General features: G+C 58.0%; 12 protein-coding genes and 2 pseudogenes. 10 read left to right on the top strand and 4 right to left on the bottom strand.

Annotated features, from left to right (window positions below):
• The first annotated feature begins 121 nt into the window (after nt 1–121).
• Nucleotides 122–559 (top strand): YkgJ family cysteine cluster protein, encoded by a 438-nt coding sequence (locus JFT81_RS25815; protein ID WP_038359983.1) that lies wholly within the window; start codon nt 122–124, stop codon nt 557–559.
• Nucleotides 560–843: 284 nt separating this feature from the next.
• Here JFT81_RS25815 and typA read toward each other — a convergent pair whose 3' ends face one another.
• Both typA and thiI read right to left on the bottom strand, forming a co-directional pair.
• On the bottom strand, nt 844–2,664 hold the full coding sequence (typA, locus tag JFT81_RS25810; RefSeq protein ID WP_064117050.1) for a translational GTPase TypA: 1,821 nt from the start codon (nt 2,662–2,664) through the stop codon (nt 844–846).
• Nucleotides 2,665–2,803: 139 nt separating this feature from the next.
• Complete coding sequence (gene thiI, locus JFT81_RS25805) at nt 2,804–4,258, bottom strand: tRNA uracil 4-sulfurtransferase ThiI (protein WP_126359225.1); 1,455 nt, start codon at nt 4,256–4,258, stop codon at nt 2,804–2,806.
• A 331-nt stretch (nt 4,259–4,589) separates the two neighbouring features.
• On the opposite strand from thiI, the gene glnA reads away from it, so the two are divergent.
• The 7 genes and pseudogenes from glnA to JFT81_RS25765 form a co-directional block, all read left to right on the top strand.
• Nucleotides 4,590–5,996: a type I glutamate--ammonia ligase gene (gene glnA / locus JFT81_RS25800; RefSeq protein WP_201229979.1), complete on the top strand. Its 1,407-nt coding sequence runs from the start codon at nt 4,590–4,592 to the stop codon at nt 5,994–5,996.
• Between the two features lie 127 nt (nt 5,997–6,123).
• Complete coding sequence (locus JFT81_RS25795; protein ID WP_201229975.1) at nt 6,124–8,187, top strand: hypothetical protein; 2,064 nt, start codon at nt 6,124–6,126, stop codon at nt 8,185–8,187.
• 108 nt (nt 8,188–8,295) lie between these two features.
• The gene (locus JFT81_RS25790; protein WP_201229973.1) at nt 8,296–8,808 is read left to right on the top strand and encodes a DUF4124 domain-containing protein; all 513 of its coding nucleotides are present in this window, start codon (nt 8,296–8,298) and stop codon (nt 8,806–8,808) included.
• Nucleotides 8,805–9,428, top strand: coding sequence for a DUF4124 domain-containing protein (locus tag JFT81_RS25785; protein WP_201229972.1), 624 nt, complete (start codon nt 8,805–8,807; stop codon nt 9,426–9,428). Before JFT81_RS25790 ends, JFT81_RS25785 begins: the two co-directional genes overlap by 4 nt.
• A 231-nt stretch (nt 9,429–9,659) precedes the next feature.
• Nucleotides 9,660–10,745 (top strand): nitrogen regulation protein NR(II), encoded by a 1,086-nt coding sequence (gene glnL / locus JFT81_RS25780; protein WP_201229971.1) that lies wholly within the window; start codon nt 9,660–9,662, stop codon nt 10,743–10,745.
• The gene (ntrC, locus tag JFT81_RS25775; protein ID WP_007909238.1) at nt 10,742–12,178 is read left to right on the top strand and encodes a nitrogen regulation protein NR(I); all 1,437 of its coding nucleotides are present in this window, start codon (nt 10,742–10,744) and stop codon (nt 12,176–12,178) included. Before glnL ends, ntrC begins: the two co-directional genes overlap by 4 nt.
• Nucleotides 12,179–12,334: 156 nt before the next feature.
• A pseudogene (locus JFT81_RS25765) lies at nt 12,335–13,353 on the top strand (IS3 family transposase); the annotation flags it as partial.
• A 37-nt stretch (nt 13,354–13,390) separates the two neighbouring features.
• Here the strand turns inward: JFT81_RS25765 and JFT81_RS25760 are convergent.
• Nucleotides 13,391–14,616, bottom strand: a protein-coding gene (locus JFT81_RS25760; RefSeq protein WP_201226805.1) for an IS3 family transposase whose coding sequence is annotated in 2 segments (ribosomal slippage) — nt 13,391–14,265 and nt 14,265–14,616 — 1,227 coding nt in all. Because the reading frame shifts where the segments join, the coding sequence is not laid out codon by codon here.
• 66 nt (nt 14,617–14,682) lie between these two features.
• On the opposite strand from JFT81_RS25760, the pseudogene JFT81_RS29600 reads away from it, so the two are divergent.
• A pseudogene (locus tag JFT81_RS29600) lies at nt 14,683–14,850 on the top strand (IS3 family transposase); the annotation flags it as partial.
• Nucleotides 14,851–15,923: 1,073 nt separating this feature from the next.
• Here the strand turns inward: JFT81_RS29600 and JFT81_RS25755 are convergent.
• Nucleotides 15,924–16,364, bottom strand: coding sequence for a hypothetical protein (locus JFT81_RS25755; protein ID WP_201229970.1), 441 nt, complete (start codon nt 16,362–16,364; stop codon nt 15,924–15,926).
• On the opposite strand from JFT81_RS25755, the gene JFT81_RS25750 reads away from it, so the two are divergent.
• A complete protein-coding gene (locus JFT81_RS25750) occupies nt 16,363–16,818 on the top strand; it encodes a tRNA (cytidine(34)-2'-O)-methyltransferase (RefSeq protein ID WP_201229968.1) in 456 nt (151 codons plus the stop codon). The genes JFT81_RS25755 and JFT81_RS25750 overlap by 2 nt on opposite strands.
• Nucleotides 16,819–16,881 lie beyond the last annotated feature (63 nt).

Genomic DNA, 16,881 nt, shown 5'->3' with positions numbered 1-16,881 from the left:
CCGTGCCGAATTGTCCGGCAATGTGCCTGCATGCAGAAAAAATCTGGCGAAAGGTTGTTCAAAAATCCACCAGTCCCGGTATGATCGCGCGCCCTGATGCACACACGCCTGGTAACTCCCGATGATGAAGCCCAACCTGATTGCCGCCGCCGAGATCGATCGTCTCGATACGTGGGCAAAATATTCAGCCCCGATGTGCGGCTCCTGCGTGTCCAGCTGCTGCACGCTGCCGGTTGAAGTGAAGATCAAGGATCTGGTGCGCATCGGTGTGGTCGACGAGTTCGAACTGGGCGACCCGCCGAAAAACATCGCCAAGCGTCTGCAAAAGGAAGGCCTGGTCGAACGCTTCAATCAGAAATCGGGGATCTTTACCCTGCAGCGCATGAGCAACAACGATTGCTACTACCTGGATCGTAAGAGCCGCCTGTGCACCATTTATGACAAGCGCCCGGATACCTGCCGCAATCACCCGAAAATCGGCCCGCGGCCGGGTTATTGCGCGTACAAGCCGAAAGAAGTGGTGCGCGAGCAGAATTTCCGGGCGATCGAGAAGTTCTAAAAGCTTACCCTCACCCCAGCCCTCTCCCGGAGGGCGAGGGGGCCGACCGAGGTGTCTGGCGCCTGACACCGACCTGAAAAATCCAGTCGATTATGGATTCGATACAACCTGTTCTGGTCGGCGTATCTATAGAGCATCCCCCATTCAGTCCCCTCTCCCTCCGGGAGAGGGCTAGGGTGAGGGGCTTTTGATCTTCAAGACCCAATCTGCACATCCCCTCAGACAAACAAAAACGCCCCCGGTCTCTCGACCGGGGGCGTTTTCATTCAGCCGGAACTAATGACTCAGTTCTTGGCTTTCTTGGCAGCGCGGGTACGCTCGCTTTCGTCCAGGATCTTCTTGCGAAGACGGATGGACTTAGGAGTAACTTCGCACAGCTCGTCTTCCTGGATGTATTCCAGAGCCTGTTCCAGAGTGAACTTCACTGGTGGAACCAGAGCGATGGTTTCGTCTTTACCCGAAGCACGCATGTTGTCGAGCTTCTTGCCCTTGGTAGGGTTAACGCCCAGGTCGTTGTCACGGCTGTTCTGACCAACGATTTGACCGTTGTAGATCTCTTGACCGTGTTCTACGAACAGCTTGCCACGAGCCTGCAGGGTTTCCAGCGAGTAGGTCAGTGCCTTGCCGGTTTCAACCGAAACCAGAACGCCGTTCTGACGGCCGGACATGTGGCCCGACTTGACGGTGTCGTAGCGATCGAAGATCGAGGTCAGGATGCCAGCACCGTTGGTCAGGGTCAGGAACTGGTTACGGAAACCAATCAGACCACGAGCAGGGATGTTGTATTCCAGACGAACACGGCCCTTACCATCCGGAACCATGTTGCTCAGGTCGCCCTTACGCAGACCCATCTCTTCCATGACCTTGCCCTGAGCTTCTTCAGGGATGTCGATGGTCACGTTTTCGAACGGTTCTTGCTTGACGCCGTCAACTTCACGAATGATTACTTCAGGACGGCCCAGGGCCAGCTCGAAGCCTTCGCGACGCATGGTTTCGATCAGTACCGAGAGGTGCAGCTCACCACGGCCGGAAACCTTGAACTTGTCAGCGGTGTCGCCTTCTTCAACGCGCAGAGCAACGTTGTACAGCAGCTCTTTGTCCAGACGGTCCTTGATGTTACGGGACGTCACGAACTTGCCTTCTTTACCGCAGAAAGGCGAGTCGTTTACCTGGAAGGTCATCGAAACGGTTGGCTCGTCAACGGTCAGAGGCTTCATCGCCTCGACAGTGTCCGGGTGGCACAGGGTGTCGGAGATGAACAGCGAGTCCATACCGCTGATGCAAACGATATCGCCTGCTGCAGCTTCTTCAACGTCAACGCGGTGCAGACCGTGGTGACCCATCAGCTTCAGGATACGGCCGTTACGGCGCTTGCCGTCGGCACCGATCGCCACAACCGGAGTGTTCGGCTTGACGCGACCACGAGCGATACGGCCAACGCCGATAACACCCAGGAAGCTGTTGTAGTCCAGAGCGGAGATCTGCATCTGGAACGCGCCATCACGGTCAACGGCCGGAGGCGGAACATGGTCGACTACCGCTTGGTACAGCGGGGTCATGTCTTCAGCCATGGCGGTGTGATCCAGACCGGCAATGCCGTTCAGGGCCGAGGCGTAAACAACCTGGAAGTCCAGTTGTTCTTCGGTAGCACCGAGGTTGTCGAACAGGTCGAAGATCTGGTCCAGAACCCAGTCCGGACGCGCGCCTGGACGGTCAACCTTGTTGATTACCACGATTGGACGCAGGCCGGCTTCGAAAGCCTTTTTGGTCACGAAACGGGTTTGCGGCATAGGGCCGTCTTGAGCGTCAACCAGCAGCAGAACGGAGTCAACCATCGACATTACGCGTTCAACTTCGCCGCCGAAGTCGGCGTGGCCCGGGGTGTCCACGATGTTGATGTGGTAGCCGTTCCAGTTGATGGCGGTGTTTTTCGCCAGAATGGTAATACCGCGCTCTTTTTCCTGGTCGTTGGAGTCCATCACGCGCTCGTCGTTGAGCTCGTTGCGCTCCAGAGTGCCGGATTGACGCAGGAGTTTGTCTACCAGGGTGGTTTTACCATGGTCAACGTGGGCAATGATGGCGATGTTGCGTAGATTTTCGATCACTTGTGTATCTCGATCAGAGGATTCGGTTTGCTGACAAGTCTTGGCAGCGATTAGCAGTAGTGTCCGGCATGGCCGTTACAGCTTGACGGCGGTGTCGGGGGGCCGGTGACGCAGGCCACAGGCAAACAGCCCCGGGCACTTAGCTCGGTCGATAAACGCGCACATTGGCATGCCCCTCACTGAGCAAATGGTGAGCATGCAGGCGACTCATCACGCCTTTGTCGCAATACAGCAGGTACTGGCGAGTCGGATCCAGCTCCTTGAAACGAGCGTTCACTGCGTAGAACGGCATCGTCTGTACTTCTACGCCAGCGAGTTCCAGCGGCTCATCCTCGGCGGCATCCGGGTGACGGATGTCGATCACGATCTGGCCGGCCAGTGCTTCGCTGACTTCTTCAATCTGTACGTCCTGGCCCAATTCGTCGATCACCCGATCGATCGGCACCAGTTTGGCGTTTTCGAGCGCTCGCTCGAGCACCGCCATGTCGAATTCTTTCTCTTCGTGTTCAACGCGCCCGCGTTTGGCGGCGGTCTTCGGATTGACCGAGATAACGCCGCAGTACTCCGGCATGTGCCGGGCGAAATCGGCGGTGCCGATCTCGTTGGCCGTGTCGATGATGTCCTGCTTGTGCGCGACGATCAGCGGCCGCAGGACCAGTTTGTCAGTCACGCAGTCGATCACCGACAGGTTCGGCAGCGTCTGGCTCGACACCTGGGAGATCGCTTCGCCAGTGACCAGCGCCTCGATTTGCAAGCGGTCGGCGATGTTGGACGCAGCGCGCAACATCATACGCTTCAATACGACGCCCATATGACTGTTATCGACTTTGCCGAGAATTTCGCCCAACACTTCTTCGAACGGAACACTGACAAATAGCACGCGTTGCGAGCTGCCGTACTTCTTCCAGATGAAATGCGCGACTTCCATCACGCCCAATTCATGGGCACGACCGCCCAGATTGAAGAAGCAGAAGTGCGTCATCAGGCCGCGACGGATGATCTGGTAGGCCGCAACGGTCGAGTCAAAGCCGCCGGACATCAATACCAGCGTCTGCTCCAACGCACCCAGCGGATAGCCGCCGATGCCGTTGTGCTGGCTGTGGATGACAAACAACCGTTTGTCGCGAACTTCGATACGCACTTCGATTTGCGGAGCTTTGAGGTCGATTCCGGCAGCGCCACACTCACGACGCAGCTTGCTGCCGACGTATTTTTCGACGTCCATCGAACTGAACGCGTGCTTGCCGGCACGCTTGCAGCGCACCGAGAAAATCTTCCCGGCCAGCGCATCACCGTAGTGCTGCTTGCACTTTTCGGTGATGTCGTCGAAGTCGCCCAGCGGGTACTCGTCGATCTGCAGAAAGTGCGCGATGCCCGGCATGCAGGTCAGGCGCTCACCCATCTCTTTCAAGGCTTTGGGGTCGGTAACGCGGGTTTCCAGCTCGAGATTATCCCACACACCGTTCACCACCACGGCCGGGTCCAGGTCACGGAGCACGGTGCGGATGTTCTTGGCCAACTGGCGGATGAATTTCGTCCGGACAGGTCGGCTTTTGATGGTGATCTCGGGGAAGACTTTTACGATTAGTTTCATGAAAACAGCGCGCGAACGGCCAGCCGAAAAAGGGGGGCGCGGATTATAGCGGAAATTGCTCAAGGTTTAACCAGTTAATGTGCAGAAGGTTTTGCATGCACCAAAACGGGTCATTTTTAGAGAATAACGCTACATTAAGGGGCGAGATTTTCAGCATTCACGCACTTTGCACCTTAATAAGCGTGAAATTGGGGCAAAAAACCCATGCTGGGGCACTGGCATGCAATTTGCTCCCTTGTGAGGCAGGTTGCCTTGGCAGAGTATCTGCGCCGGCATCACCAAAATTCCAAGGGCTATCCACTACCAAGCCCGAAGCCACCCGGAGGACACTATGTCGAAGTCGGTTCAACTCATCAAAGATCATGACGTCAAGTGGATTGATCTGCGCTTCACGGACACCAAAGGCACTCAGCACCACGTGACCATGCCGGCTCGCGATGCGCTGGATGACGACTTCTTCGAAGTCGGCAAAATGTTCGACGGTTCCTCCATCGCTGGCTGGAAAGGCATCGAAGCCTCCGACATGATCCTGCTGCCGGACGACGACACTGCCGTTCTCGACCCGTTCACCGAAGACGCCACCCTGATCCTGGTGTGCGACATCATCGAACCTTCGAGCATGCAAGGCTACGACCGCGACCCACGTGCGATCGCCAAGCGCGCCGAAGAGCACCTGAAAGCCACCGGTATCGGTGACACTGTGTTCGCCGGTCCAGAGCCAGAATTCTTCATCTTCGACTCGGTTAAATTCAAGTCGGACATCTCCGGCTCGATGTTCAAGATCTACTCCGAGCAAGGTTCGTGGATGTCCGACCAGGACATCGAAGGCGGCAACAAAGGTCACCGTCCAGGCGTCAAAGGTGGCTACTTCCCGGTTCCGCCGTTCGACCACGACCACGAAATCCGTACCTCCATGTGCAACGCACTGGAAGAAATGGGCCTGACCGTCGAAGTTCACCACCACGAAGTGGCAACTGCCGGCCAGAACGAAATCGGCGTCAAGTTCAACACCCTGGTGAAGAAAGCCGACGAAACCCAAACCCTCAAGTACGTTGTACACAACGTTGCTGACGCCTACGGCCGCACCGCGACCTTCATGCCGAAGCCACTGTACGGCGACAACGGTTCGGGCATGCACGTACACATGTCGATCTGGAAAGACGGCAAGAACACCTTCGCAGGTGAAGGCTATGCCGGCCTGTCCGATACCGCTCTGTACTTCATCGGCGGCATCATCAAGCACGGTAAGGCCCTGAACGGCTTCACCAACCCGGCGACCAACTCCTACAAGCGTCTGGTGCCAGGCTTCGAAGCGCCGGTAATGCTGGCCTACTCGGCTCGCAACCGTTCCGCTTCGATCCGTATTCCTTACGTGTCGAGCCCGAAAGCCCGCCGTATCGAAGCACGCTTCCCGGATCCGGCTGCCAACCCGTACCTGGCCTTCGCAGCTCTGCTGATGGCCGGTCTGGACGGTATCCAGAACAAGATCCACCCAGGCGACGCTGCTGACAAAAACCTGTACGACCTGCCGCCTGAAGAGGCGAAAGAGATCCCACAAGTTTGCGGCAGCCTGAAAGAAGCCCTGGAAGAGCTGGACAAGGGCCGCGCGTTCCTGACCAAGGGCGGCGTGTTCTCCGACGACTTCATCGACGCTTACATCGCGCTGAAATCCGAAGAAGAAATCAAGGTTCGCACCTTCGTACACCCACTGGAATATGAGCTGTACTACAGCTGCTGATCCGGTAGCGCCGCACTCAGCGGCGTGACAAAAAAGAGGCCTCCTTCGGGAGGCCTTTTTTGTGCCCGCTCATCCATGGATAATCCGCCGCCTCAGCGCCACCCGGCGCCTTGACGAAGGGATTCGCATGAAGTGGTTATGGGCCATCGCCCTGACGGCCAGCCTCGCCTGCCAAACGGCCGCAGCGGCAGCGTTTTACGAAAACAAACCGTTGGCACATCCGCTGATCGAAGGTTTGCAGGAAAGCTCGGCGACACTGGCGTTTATCAAGGAGGCCAACGGCGTTAGAGGTTACTACTGCATCTGTGATACGCCCGAGGCGAGCCCGCAGTTACTGGATGACTTCGGCCAGGCGACCATCGAATCGGTATTCCTGACGCAACTGGACAGCGAAGACCCTCTCCGTCTTGTGCTCTTCAAGCAGCAAGCCAGGTACCGGATTTACGCTTATAAATACGACGCCAGTAGCCAGCTTTACACTCGCGTCACAGCCCTGCAAAAAGCCCTTGATCGAATTACCGAAGGCCAGAAGCGACTCGACGCCCTCACCATCAAGAAAGCACTGGCGCAGCTCACGCCGATCAACTATCGATTGCGCTACGGGCAATCGGGCATTACCGAATTCGACCAACTCGATCTCAGCGCAGGAACGCTGGTCGGTTATTTCGACGAACAGACCAAGCCACTCGACATCAGGACGCCCGGTCCTGATCAGTACTACTTCAAAAAAACCTATCAGGAAAAAAACGGACGCTTTCTCACCGTTACGTTCTGGCGCGGCATCAATACGGCCCTCAACGACGGCAATCGCATGCTCTACAACTATCAGGTCAGCCGCATGGCCTGGGAAACCACGCCCGCTACTTTCAGCGGTAGCGAGGAGGGTGATTCGGTCTCCTTCAATTTCGATGAAATCAGCGGACAAGGCTCATACGAAAAAGGCCTGCGCGTAGGTGTCTGGTCGTTCGCCAAGGAATACAGATACTCGGCCAGCGGCGACTATGTAGCGGGCAAACGACAAGGCGAATGGACCGAGACCCATTACTCGAAAAACTACACCGGCCAGTATGTCGATGACGCACGCGAGGGGCGCTGGACAATCCTCGACGATGGCGATCCCGATAACACCACGACCGGGTTCCAGACGTACCTGCACGGCGTACTCGACGGCCCAAGCGAAGAGATCACCGGCACCATTATCGAGCGCGGCAACTACCGCAACGACAAGCGCGAAGGCCCATGGGTGACCGCAATCGGCAGCGGCGCTTTCGAAAACGATCTGAAAAGCGGTCCATGGATCCTCAAGACCGACAAGGGCCACAGCCAAAGCGTTAACTTCGTGGCAGGCAAGAAAGAAGGTGAACTGCGAGAGGCCGACGCCAATGGTGTCTTGATCCTGATCGAGCATTACAAGGCCGATGTATTGTCCGGCACCCAGGAGTTCTACAACGCCGACGGCAAACTGCTGAACTTGCGTCATTACGAAAACGGCAAGAAAGAAGGCCGCGCACTGGATTACAGCAGCGACGGCAGCGCACTGATCAATGACATCACCTGGCACAACGATGAGCGCGAAGGCCCTTATCTGACCTTTTTGCGCGACGGCACTCCGGCCACAGTCGGGCGCTTCGAGCTGAGGCGCTTTGTCGGCTCGATGAAACAATACGATGACCAGGAAGTGCTCTATGAAGAGTCTAACTGGTGCCGTTTCGACAAGGATGGCCATCCGACTGTCGGCCGCTGCGGAACAACTCGACACTTCACCCATGGAAAATTGTCCTCGGAGTCGGACTATCTCTACGGTGATCAGCAAGCTTCCACTGACTACAATTATGAAACCGGTCGTAAGACCAACGAGACCATCATTGGCGATAACGACCAAGTCAGCGACATCAGCTACTACGACAACGGCCAGATCGAATGCCGAAAAAATCGGGTGGGATTCAGTTTGCTAAACATCAATCAGCAACAGGTCAAAACTTATTGGCACGCGGGCTACCTGAGCGGAGAGCAGCTGTGCTATCACCGCAACGGCGTGGTTAAAAGCCGTGCGTTTTACGACAATGGGCCCGTCGGTTGCACCACGCAGTACGACGAAACCGGACAGCAAACCTATCCAGGCCCCGAGGGATGCCCAAAACCCGTGGTGCCCGTCGGAAAGCAGAAACGAATGCTCAACTTCAGCAGTTAAATGCTGTTTAGAATCGGCCGGTTTGTGTGAGCGGATGTTAAGGCGGTTGGGCTTACCGCCGCCCCTGACCTATGCTGCAACCCATCGCTTTCGTTTCAGGTCGATTTCATGGGTCGCACCTTTTCATACATCCTGCTGGTGATCGCCCTGCCCGCCGCCGCGCAGATCTACAAGTACACCGACGCCAACGGCAACACGGTGTACAGCGATCACTCGCCGGACGGGGTCAAGGCGCAGCCGGTGGAGTTGCCGCCGCTCAATCGGGTCGAGCCGCAAGCGCCGAGCACGTTGCCGGCCTCCGATGCGGACAAGCGCCAACCTGCGCAGAGCGCTTATGAAGTACTGGAACTCGCCGGTCTGCCCACTGAAGAAGCCTTGCGCGCCAACAACGGCACCTTCACCGTCAATGTGCTGATCAAACCGCGTCTGCAGTCGCCGCATCAATTACGGCTGGTGCTCGACGATGAACCGTATGGCCAGCCGAGCAACGTGACAATCCTGCAGTTGGTGAATGTTGACCGGGGTGAGCATCGACTGGCCGTCCAGGTCATCGACGGGCAAACAATCGTTCAGCAAAGCCCGCCCGTGGCCTTCACTGTGCAGCGAGTACACAAGCCATGATTCGCGCGTGGCTGGTCGCCGCTTTGGCCATGATGACGTTGCAAGCCTCGGCAGAGGTCTTTACCTACGTCGATGCGCACGGCAATCGCGTCTACACCGACCAGCCACACGGCAATGCCAAGCGTGTGCCCATCGCCACCAGCAATCGTATGTCGGCAAACCCAACCGCCGCCGCGCCGCTCACCACGGCAAAAAAATCCCCGGAGCAACCGCTGTTCCACTACGACATGCTGCGCATTCTGGTGCCCGAGCCCGATGCAACGATTCGCAGCAGCGCCGGCGAAATCATCGTCAGCGTTACCAGCGAACCGGGCCTGCAAAAAGGTCATCGCTACCGCTTGTTGCTGGATGGCCAGGCCACCGGTGAACCCGGACTGACGCCTGTTTTCCCACTGACAAACATCGATCGTGGCAGCCACAACCTTTCCGTGGAAATCCTCGACGCCGAAGGGCGCACTGTCGAGCGCACCGCCAACCAGCCTTTCCACATGCTGCGCATCTCGCTCGCACAGAAGCGCCAGGTCAAACCCTGCGCTGCCGACGACTACGGCGTGCGCCCGGAATGCCCGCTTAAAGACAAACCGCCCGAACCGAAAAATCCCTTCTTGCGTTTCTTCTAACGCCGTTCAGCTTTGCGCACTATATTGGTGCAACAGGCTGCACCGTACTCACAATCCAACCCATTTTGGTTCGAAACTTCCCGTTCGAGCTGGCCAAGCGCCACGCAAACGAGCGTCAAACGCCTGTTTCAGGGGTTGAGCGCTTCTTTTCGGAGCCTTGGTTTGGTTTTTGCATTTTCCGTTCACCGACGCTTGCTTGTTGCGCACGCTCCGCCCCCAAAAGAGGCTCCGATGACCATTAGCGACGCAATCCACCGTTTGCTGCTCGACAACCTGACCACCGCCACCATCCTGCTCGACGCCGAATTACGCCTTGAGTACATGAACCCGGCGGCGGAGATGCTGCTCGCCATCAGCGGGCAGCGCAGCCATGGCCAGTTCATCAGCGAGCTGTTCACCGAATCCACCGAGGCACTGAACTCCCTGCGCCAAGCGGTAGAACAAGCCCACCCGTTCACCAAACGCGAAGCGATGCTCACCGCCCTCACAGGCCAGACCCTGACCGTGGATTACGCTGTGACGCCGATTCTCAGCAATGGCGCGACCATGCTTCTGCTGGAAGTCCACCCGCGCGACCGCTTGCTGCGGATCACCAAGGAAGAGGCGCAAATTTCCAAGCAGGAAACCAGCAAGATGCTGGTGCGCGGTCTCGCCCATGAGATCAAGAACCCGCTCGGAGGCATCCGTGGCGCGGCGCAGCTGCTGGCCCGCGAACTGCCGGAAGACAGCCTGCGCGACTACACCAACGTGATCATTGAAGAGGCCGACCGTCTGCGCAACCTGGTCGATCGCATGCTCGGTTCGAACAAACTGCCGTCGCTGGCGATGTGCAATGTCCACGAAGTGCTCGAACGCGTCTGCCATTTGGTCGAAGCGGAGAGCCAGGGCTGCATCACCTTGGTGCGCGATTACGACCCGAGTATTCCCGACGTACTGATCGACCGTGAGCAAATGATTCAGGCGGTGTTGAACATCGTGCGCAATGCGATGCAGGCGATCAGCAGCCAGAACGAGTTGCGCCTGGGCCGCATCAGCCTGCGCACCCGCGCCATGCGCCAGTTCACCATCGGCCATATCCGCCATCGTCTGGTGACCAAGATCGAGATCATCGACAACGGCCCGGGGATCCCCGCGGAACTTCAGGAAACCATTTTCTTTCCCATGGTCAGCGGCCGTCCGGACGGTACCGGGCTGGGCCTGGCCATTACCCAGAACATCATCAGCCAGCACCAGGGCCTGATCGAATGTGACAGCCATCCAGGCCACACCACGTTCTCGATCTTTCTGCCACTGGAACAAGGAGCCACATCGACATGAGCCGTAGTGAAACCGTCTGGATCGTCGATGACGACCGTTCTATCCGTTGGGTTCTGGAAAAGGCCTTGCAGCAGGAAGGCATGACCACGCAGAGCTTCGACAGCGCGGATGGCGTGATGAGTCGCCTGGCCCGTCAGCAGCCGGATGTGATCATTTCCGACATCCGCATGCCGGGTGCCAGTGGCCTGGATCTGTTGGCGCGGATTCGCGAGCAGCACCCACGGTTGCCGGTCATCATCATGACCGCTCATTCCGATCTGGACAGCGCTGTCGCCTCTTATCAGGGCGGTGCGTTTGAGTACCTGCCCAAGCCGTTCGACGTTGATGAAGCGGTGTCGCTGGTCAAGCGCGCCAATCAGCACGCGCAAGAACAGCAAGGCCTGGAAGTGGTGCCCGCGCTGACCCGCACCCCGGAAATCATCGGCGAAGCGCCGGCGATGCAGGAAGTGTTTCGCGCCATCGGCCGCTTGAGCCACTCCAACATCACCGTGTTGATCAATGGCGAATCCGGCACCGGTAAAGAACTGGTCGCCCACGCCCTGCACCGCCACAGCCCACGCGCGGCTTCGCCGTTCATCGCGCTGAACATGGCGGCGATCCCCAAGGACCTGATGGAATCCGAGCTGTTCGGCCATGAGAAAGGCGCGTTCACCGGTGCAGCAAACCTGCGTCGCGGGCGCTTTGAGCAGGCTGACGGCGGCACACTGTTCCTCGACGAAATCGGCGACATGCCGGCGGATACGCAGACCCGTTTGCTGCGCGTTCTGGCCGACGGCGAGTTCTATCGTGTTGGCGGGCATGTGCCGGTCAAGGTTGACGTGCGCATCATCGCAGCGACCCACCAGAACCTGGAAACCCTGGTGCATGCCGGCAAATTCCGTGAGGACTTGTTCCACCGCCTCAACGTGATCCGCATCCACATTCCGCGCCTGTCGGATCGTCGCGAAGATATCCCGACCCTGGCCAAGCACTTCCTCAGCCGCGCCGCGCAGGAACTGGCGGTCGAGCCGAAGCTGTTGAAAAGCGAGACCGAGGAATACCTGAAGAACCTGCCGTGGGGCGGCAACGTGCGCCAGCTGGAGAATACCTGCCGCTGGATCACGGTAATGGCGTCCGGGCGCGAAGTGCACATCAGCGACCTGCCGCCAGAACTGCTGAACCTGCCGCAGGACTCGGCACCGGTGACCAACTGGGAGCAAGCGCTGCGCCAGTGGGCGGATCAGGCGTTGGCGCGAGGCCAGTCGAGCTTGCTCGACAGCGCAGTGCCGGCGTTTGAGCGGATCATGATCGAGACGGCGCTCAAGCACACGGCTGGGCGTCGGCGTGATGCGGCGGTGTTGTTGGGTTGGGGGCGTAATACCCTGACGCGCAAGATCAAGGAACTGGGGATGAAGGTTGATGGTGGGGATGATGATGAGGGGGATGAGGGTTAACGGTTTGTTAGCTTGAGGGTTGTTGTGTGCTCAGGATCCATCCCCCTCACCCCAGCCCTCTCCCCCACAGGGAGAGGGGAAAGGGAGCCGATTGCAGTGGTCTAATTTCCCCGGACACCCCGATAGGTGGAAAATACATCTATCGAGGAGTTATTCATGACCAAAAAACGCAGGGCATTCGACGACAGCTTCAAGCTGCAAGTCGTGAAGATGATCAAGGATCAGGGGCTAACCGTTACGCAGGTTTGCCAAGATCTGAACATTGGTGAGACAGCCGTTCGACGCTGGGTTCAACAGTACGAGGCAGAGCAATTGGGGCAGGCCGGAATCGGCAAGCCATTGACGGCAGAGCAACAGCGCATCCGGCAATTGGAACAGGAAAATCGCCAGCTCAAGATGGATAACGACATCTTAAAAAAGGCTACGGCCTTCTTTGCCCGCGAGCTGAAGTAAGGTATCGACTGGTTCGTCAGCTGCAACAGAAGGCCTACTCAGTGACACATGTCTGTCGGTTACTGAGCATCAGTCGCTCGGGCTTCTATGAGTCGCAAAAGCGTGCTGATGCGCCCGTCCGGCAGAGTTGTCCTGTCGTTTTGCAACTCAAGGCGTCTTTTGCCGAGAGTGGTGGCTGCTACGGCAGCCGGCCCTTGCGCGACGCTTTGCGCGGCAAAGGCCTGTCTGTTGGGCTGTATAAAATCCGCCGTTTAATGCGTACCAATGGGCTACGTTCGGCTTGGAAGCGCAAGTTTGTGCACACGACCGATAGCAATCATGATCTGCCGATTGCCGAAAATGTACTGAGCCGAAAATTTGATCCGGCAGCGCCAAACAAGGCTTGGGTGGCAGACATCACCTACATCCGCACCCGCAGTGGCTGGCTGTATCTGGCCGTGGTGTTGGACTTGTTTTCACGCAAGATCGTGGGCTGGTCGATGGCTCCGAACATGCCGGCAGAGCTGGTGTGCACTGCGATGCAACTGGCCATCGCACAGCGCCAACCGCCGCCAGGCCTGATTGCCCACTCGGATCGTGGCAGCCAATACGCGAGTGCAACTTACAGAGAGTTACTGGCAAGAAACGACATGCAGCAGAGCATGAGCCGTAAAGGTAATTGCTGGGACAATGCGGTGATGGAACGCTTCTTCCTGAGCTTGAAAATGGAGCGGGTATGGCGATGGACTTGCCCCTTCAAAACCGGACACCAACTCCCCGTTAAATTGATGCCACTGCCAAGCGCCTGAACTCCCTCGGTGAACGGTAGTTCAAGGCGCTGTGCGGATGCTGCTCGTTGTAATGTTCGAAGGCAATTGCCAAGTTACGCAGCGCCGTTTCTCGATCCGGCTTGGGCATGTGCGCCACGTAATCACGCTTGATCGTCTTCACGAAGCTCTCTGCCATGCCATTACTCTGTGGGCTACGCACCGGTGTGGTCACCGGCTGCAAGCCGATCTGTCGAGCAAACAGGCGCGTCTGTTCGGCGGTGTAGGCCGAACCGTTATCGCTGAGCCACTGCACCGGCGTTGCAGGCAGCTGATCACCGAAGCGCTTCTCCACGCTTTCCAACATCAAGTCGCGGATGTCATCGCCGCTGTACCCGGTTGGGCTGGCTACCCAGCCGATGGCTTCGCGATCACAGCAGTCCAGGGCGAAGGTCACGCTCAGTTTAGCGCCGTCCTCGCAACGGAATTCAAAGCCGTCCGAGCACCAACGCGTATCGCTGGTTTGCACCGCAATACGGCCTTCGTGCCGACGCGGCACGCCGGGTTGTTTGATCCGGCGTTCAAGTAGCAGGTTGTGATCACGCATCACCCGGTAAACCCGCTTCACGTTGATCGCGGGTAGCAACTGGGTTTCACGGACGCGACGCAGCAATCCCCAGACTCGACGGTAGCCATAGCTGGGCAGTTCGCTGACCTGTTGCTGGATTTCGGCCACCAACTCAGCGTCGTTCACAGGCCTGCTTCGCCGTGTCTTGGGCGATACCGATTGCTTGATTCGAACCGTTAATTGCGAGCGCGCCACACCGAGACATTCGCTGACCAGTTTCACTGGTCGTCCCCCGGCAACAAGGGTGAGTGCGCAATCCATTTTCGCGACCGGGCGATCTCCACGGCTTCTTTGAGGATTTCCGCTTCCATCGTTTTTTTGCCCAGCATCCGTTGCAGCTCACGGATCTGCTTGAGCGCATCGCTCAGCTCGGAGGCCGGCACCACGGCTTCGCCCGCGCTGACCGCCGACAGGCTGCCGTCCTGATACAGCTTGCGCCACAGGAATAATTGGTTGGCATTGATGCCGTTGCGCCGAGCGACGACCGACACACCTTGCCCTGGCTCAAGGCTCTCGCGAACCATGGCCAGCTTTTGCTCTGGGCTCCAGCGGCGCCGCCGCTCCTGGCCCAAAAGCTCCCCATTCTTATCGTTGCTGTTAGTCATAAACATAACCGTTTGCCTATCCCTTATCGTAAGGGGGAAACGGTGTCCTGTCTTTCATGGGGCTCGTTCAGGCGACGTGACTACGCCAATCATACCGAAGCGATCCGCGACATCACCGAGTACATCGTTGGGTATTACAACAACGAACGGCTTCACTCAAAACTGGGATATCTGCCACCTACCGTCTATGAGCGGGCGATGGCGTCAAAACCACCTATCGAGGTGTCCGGAATTAGTTGACCACTGCAGATCTCGGGTGTCTTCGAAACCAGAGTTCGGCTCAATATTTCAGGTCGGCGTAGCTTGAACCAACAACTCGGTCAGTCCCCTCGCCCTTTGGGAGAGGGTTAGGGAGCCGATCTCGGGTGTCTTCGAAACCAGAGTTCGGCTCAATATTTCAGGTCGGCGGAGCTTGAACCAGCAACTCGGTCAGTCCCCTCGCCCTTTGGGAGAGGGTTAGGGAGCCGATCTCGGGTGTCTTCGAAACCAGAGTTCGGCTCAATATTTCAGGTCGGCGTAGCTTGAACCAGCGACTCGGTCAGTCCCCTCGCCCTTGGGAGAGGGTTAGGGAGCCGATCTCGGGTGTCTTCGAAACCAGAGTTCGGCTCAATATTTCAGGTCGGCGGAGCTTGAACCAGCAACTCGGTCAGTCCCCTCGCCCTTTGGGAGAGGGTTAGGGAGCCGATCTCGGGTGTCTTCGAAACCAGAGTTCGGCTCAATATTTCAGGTCGGCGTAGCTTGAACCAGCGATTCGGTCAGTCCCCTCGCCCTTTGGGAGAGGGTTAGGGAGCCGATCTCGGGTGTCTTCGAAACCAGAGTTCGGCTCAATATTTCAGGTCGGCGGAGCTTGAACCAGCAACTCGGTCAGTCCCCTCTCCCTTTGGGAGAGGGTTAGGGTGAGGGCCACTGTGCACCGCATCAATGCACGATGACCCGTGATTGAGCACAGTCGGATCACCACATTCACTTCCGAAATCACTGAAAAACAAACCTTCCAAATGCACGAAAGCCCCGAATTTCGGGGCTTTCGCGTTTTTGAGCGGCTTTTTTTTCATCAGACTAAAAACTGGCACGCCCCCTGCAATACCTCTTACAGGTGATTCGATTCACCACCCGTTTCGGGGACCTTGGTACAGGCAGGCCGGGGATTCCCCTCTTTACACCGGACGTCCATCGCAACGCGATACGCCCACCCTTTTGGGATCCTTGGTACAGGCAGGCCGGGGGTTCCCTCTTTACACCGGACCGACGCGTCACGCGAAGTCCACGCCGTTTTGGGAACCCTGATACAGGCAGGTCAGGGATTCCCGCTTTTATTGCTCGCGCAGATGAATCTCCAGCCGCCAGCGGTCATCGACCTCGCTGCCGGCCCAGTCGCCCTGCAGCGGCCGCGCCGCCAGCACCGTCAGCAACAACCCACCATCACTCGCTCGCGTACGCCAATTGACGTCCTTGCCGTTGAGCTTGAGCTGGCCTTTCTGCGCCTTGCCTTCGGCCTGGAACAGCAGCGCCACCGTGCCATCGATGACTTCGCCATGCAGCTTCGGCGCATTGTTGAACCACACCACCAATCCGCCGTCAGTCACCTCGACCTGTTGCAGCACGGTCGGGTCCGGCGTGGTCAGGCGGCCGATCATCAAACCGATCATCAAGCCGACAATCGCCAGCGAACCGATCACGCGCGGGAATAGTTTCGAACGGTTGTCCACAGGCGGCGTAGAATGCCGCTCATCTTTACCTTCGGAGCCGTGCATGTTTCACGTCATCCTTTTTCAACCAGAAATTCCGCCGAATACCGGCAACGTTATCAGGCTGTGCGCCAACAGCGGCTGCCACCTGCATTTGATCGAACCGCTGGGTTTCGAGATGGACGACAAGCGCTTGCGTCGTGCCGGCCTCGACTACCACGAATATGCCACGCTGCAACGCCACGCGGATCTCGCCAGTTGCCTGGAGAGCCTCGGCAACCCACGGTTGTTCGCGTTCACCACCAAGGGCTCGCGACCGTTTCATGATGCCGCGTTCGTTCCGGGCGATGCGTTCATCTTCGGCCCGGAAAGCCGTGGCCTGCCGCCAGAAGTACTCGACGCTCTTGCGGCCGAACAGCGCCTGCGGCTGCCGATGCGCGAAGGCTGCCGCAGCCTGAACCTGTCCAACACCGTCGCAGTCGCGGTGTATGAAGCCTGGCGCCAGAACGACTTCAAGTAACACCGCAAAACAAATGTGGGAGCGAGCCTGCTCGCGATTACGGAGTGTCAGTCAACTTTGAGG

Source organism: Pseudomonas sp. TH43 (assembly GCF_016650635.1).
In the GTDB taxonomy this organism is placed as follows: Bacteria; Pseudomonadota; Gammaproteobacteria; order Pseudomonadales; family Pseudomonadaceae; genus Aquipseudomonas.
This window is presented reverse-complemented; position numbering and strand designations above follow the sequence as displayed.

Coding starts and splice junctions, on each gene's coding strand:
- JFT81_RS25815 (WP_038359983.1), top strand. CDS start 122: ATGATGAAGCCCAACCTGATTGCCGCCGCCGAGATCGATCGTCTCGAT.
- thiI (WP_126359225.1), bottom strand. CDS start 4,258: ATGAAACTAATCGTAAAAGTCTTCCCCGAGATCACCATCAAAAGCCGA.
- glnA (WP_201229979.1), top strand. CDS start 4,590: ATGTCGAAGTCGGTTCAACTCATCAAAGATCATGACGTCAAGTGGATT.
- JFT81_RS25795 (WP_201229975.1), top strand. CDS start 6,124: ATGAAGTGGTTATGGGCCATCGCCCTGACGGCCAGCCTCGCCTGCCAA.
- JFT81_RS25790 (WP_201229973.1), top strand. CDS start 8,296: ATGGGTCGCACCTTTTCATACATCCTGCTGGTGATCGCCCTGCCCGCC.
- JFT81_RS25785 (WP_201229972.1), top strand. CDS start 8,805: ATGATTCGCGCGTGGCTGGTCGCCGCTTTGGCCATGATGACGTTGCAA.
- glnL (WP_201229971.1), top strand. CDS start 9,660: ATGACCATTAGCGACGCAATCCACCGTTTGCTGCTCGACAACCTGACC.
- ntrC (WP_007909238.1), top strand. CDS start 10,742: ATGAGCCGTAGTGAAACCGTCTGGATCGTCGATGACGACCGTTCTATC.
- JFT81_RS25750 (WP_201229968.1), top strand. CDS start 16,363: ATGTTTCACGTCATCCTTTTTCAACCAGAAATTCCGCCGAATACCGGC.
- JFT81_RS25755 (WP_201229970.1), bottom strand. CDS start 16,364: ATGCACGGCTCCGAAGGTAAAGATGAGCGGCATTCTACGCCGCCTGTG.